The organism is Microcystis sp. M179S2, assembly GCF_020245805.1.
Lineage (GTDB): Bacteria > Cyanobacteriota > Cyanobacteriia > Cyanobacteriales > Microcystaceae > Microcystis > Microcystis aeruginosa.
In genome coordinates this window covers 1-3,519 of sequence record NZ_JADBUE010000036.1, presented here as the reverse complement: position 1 = coordinate 3,519, position 3,519 = coordinate 1, and the positions used below count along the sequence as shown (strand labels likewise).

Genomic DNA, 3,519 nt, shown 5'->3' with positions numbered 1-3,519 from the left:
GGTAGCTGTCCCACTAATACTGTAGTTGACGGTTAAGGGATTAGTGGTTAATCCACTACGGGTGAAGGTATAAATCAGATTTGTTGTCCCGTCTTCGGTGACGCTTGCGGGGGAAACTGCTAGGGTGACATTGGTATCATCATTGGTAATTGTCCCGGTAACTGGAGTGGTGGTCCCTACTGTATAACCTGTCCCCGCAGCAAGAGTTAAAATGACGGTTTCATCACTTTCTACTATTGTGTCAGGAGTGGGGTCTATTGTGACTTTAGCAGTGGTTGAATTAGCAGCGAAAGTCACTGTCCCAGTGGTACTGGTGAAAGTTGCTGCACCGCTTTGGGTATAATCTGTGCTAAAAGTAGCTGTCCCCCCGACTGTATAGTTAACTGTTAAAGCATCGGTGGTTACTCCGCTACGGGTGAAGGTATAGGCCATATTAGCTGTCCCATCTTCACTAACACTACTGGGAGAAATAGCAAGAGTAACAGTTTGTGGGTTGGTAAACTCACTCACATCAATAATCTTTAAACCACCATCCTCATCAGCTAGATATGCATAGTTGCCGACTATTTGTACATCTATAGCGTCGCCAGAAGTATCATAATTACCCTTGAGAGTGGGGTTTGTCGGGTTGCTGATGTCGATGATTTGCAGTCCTGAATACCCATCAGCTACATAAGCATAGTTACCGACTATTTGTACATCTATAGCGTCGCCAGAAGTATCATAATTACCCTTGAGAGTGGGGGTTGTCGGGTTGCTGATGTCGATGATTTGCAGTCCTGAACCAAAATCAGCTACATAAGCATAGTTACCGACTATTTGTACACCTAAAGCCACGCCAGAAGTATCATAATTACCCTTGAGAGTGGGATTTGTCGGGTTGCTGATGTCGATGATTTGCAGTCCTGAACCATAATCAGCTACATAAGCATAGTTACCGACTATTTGTACACCATAAGCATATCTAGAAGTATCATAATTACCCTTGAGGGTGGGGTTTGTCGGGTTGCTGATGTCGATGATTTGCAGTCCTGAAATATAATCAGCTACATAAGCATAGTTCCCGACTATTTGTACACCCTCAGCAAGGCCAGAAGTATGGTAATTCCCCTTGAGAGTAGGAGTTGTCGGGTTGCTGATGTCGATGATTTGCAGTCCTTGATGCCAATCAGCTACATAAGCATAGTTACCGACTACTTGCACATCCCGAGCATGGCCAGAAGTATCATAATTGCCCTTGAGAGTGGGATTTGTCGGATTGCTGATGTCGATGATTTGCAGTCCTGGATACAAATCAGCTACATAAGCATAGTTACCGACTATTTGTACACCATAAGCATGGCCAGAAGTATCATAATTGCCCTTGAGAGTGGGGTTAGTGGGGTTGCTGATGTCGATGATTTGCAGTCCTGAATCCTTATCAGCTACATAAGCATAGTTACCGACTATTTGTACACCCTCAGACCAGCCAGAAGTATTATAATTACCCACAAGAGTGGGGGTTGTCGGGTTGCTGATGTCGATGATTTGCAGTCCTGAATCCCCATCAGCTACATAAGCATAGTTACCGACTATTTGTACACCCCAAGTAGAGCCAGAAGTATTATAATTGCCCTTGAGAGTGGGGTTAGTGGGGTTGCTGATGTCGATGATTTGCAGTCCTGAAATATAATCAGCTACATAAGCATAGTTACCGACTATTTGTACATCCCTAGCATAGCCAGAAGTATCATAATTACCCTTGAGAGTGGGGTTTGTCGGGTTGCTGATGTCGATGATTTGCAGTCCTGAAGTCTCATCAGCTACATAAGCGTAGTTACCGACTATTTGTACATCCCAAGCAACGCTAGGAGTATCATAATTACCCTTGAGAGTGGGGTTTGTCGGGTTGCTGATGTCGATGATTTGCAGTACTGAACCATAATCAGCTACATAAGCATAGTTTCCGACTATTTGTACACCAAAAGCCTCGCCAGAAGTATTATAATTACCCTTGAGAGTGGGGTTTGTCGGGTTGCTGATGTCGATGATTTGCAGTCCTGAATACTTATCAGCTACATAAGCATAGTTACCGACTATTTGTACATCCCCACCACTAGAAAGATCATAACTTCCCTTAAAAGTCGGGTTACTGGGGTTACTAATATCAATAATCTCCAGGGTGTCCCCCACCGCATAAGCATAGTTACCAACTACTGTCACCCCATAGGCAACGCTTAATCTATCCCATACTCCCACTAATGTGGGCGCAAATACTCCGGGATAAGTGTTGAGTATATCCGGCTGAAAAACCCCAGATGTCTGCAACTCCGACAAATCTAAGGTTTCAATAAAGGTTTTATTCTCTCCCTTTATCGCGGGGAAACTCACCTCTAACTCCCAACTTCCTCCTAAGGCTGCATTTCCTACCCGTCTGCTGGAAGCGGCTATTTTCGCTCCGGTAATTTGGGATAATTTATTAATAAACTCTGTCCCGGCATCTCCCGCCGCGACCTGACAACCGTACAGTAGAATACGATTAATCTTTGCCCAATTCTGTAACTGTTGGCGGTAATCGTAAATATTTGTTAAATTAAGTTGACAATTCCCTAAATATAAGCACCCCGGCGCACCATGGGAAACCAGGTGAATGGTGGTAATCTGGGGATTTTGTTGTAAAAAAGCGGTGATTTGTTCGACACCATCTTCCTTGGGAGAGAGAATAACGGTGGCGACTTCTGGAATTACTCCAGCTTGGAGACTTTGATAATCGCTAACACCAGCATCGAGGAAAACTACGGTAGCGGTTAAACGCTGATTTCTCGCACTATTCACCTGATTAGCTTGACTCAAGCCATCAGATTGAGCAAAATTGAACAAAACATCGTCAACAGCAGGAAAGCTCGGCAAAAGGGTAGAAGTCATGACGTTAACTGCAAAAGATTAATGCGACTATTTTATGCAAAGAATCCCGAATTTTTCAAGGTTTCTATAACAAAAATTTACAGAAAACGGGTTTCTCAAAGAAACCCGTTTTCTAAGAAACCCGTTTTCTAGATATTGATTTTTGCCAAAGACTGCTTAAATTCTGCGAGAGAATTAGCGGTAGCTGCTAATTTTAGTAGCTCTTCTAAGATAGTAGGGTTAGTCATTTTGCCGATTATCTCTTCAATTTCTGAAGAAATCTGTCCAAACCGCACAGTTAAAACTGTTTTTATGTCATCGCGGCTTTTTTCTAACGCGCCAATTTCCTTGCCAATTTCCTTACCGATTTCCTTACCGCGTTCTATCCCTCGTAACTCCCCAATTTCCTTACCGATTTCTTTACCGCGTTCTATCCCTCGTAACTCCATATTACTCATTAAAGGCATGGTTCTTTCCTCCTCAAATTGTTTGATTTTACTCTCTAAACTTGACTGCAATTCAGGGGATAAAGTCATCATATTGTCGATGATTTCAAACAGTTTAATTATCTGTTCTCTCTCGAACTCCTTTTCATATAATCCCCTGATTAACTTCCACTTCCACTGTTCCCGTTGT

Annotated in this window: 1 protein-coding gene and 1 pseudogene; both read right to left on the bottom strand. The window is 43.1% G+C overall.

Annotated features, from left to right (window positions below):
- Positions 1-2,904, bottom strand: a 2,904-nt coding sequence (locus IM500_RS02195; RefSeq protein ID WP_287737539.1) for a DUF4347 domain-containing protein, incomplete at its 3' end; no start/stop codon positions are given.
- A gap of 128 nt (positions 2,905-3,032) precedes the next feature.
- A pseudogene (locus IM500_RS02190) lies at positions 3,033-3,519 on the bottom strand (hypothetical protein); the annotation flags it as partial.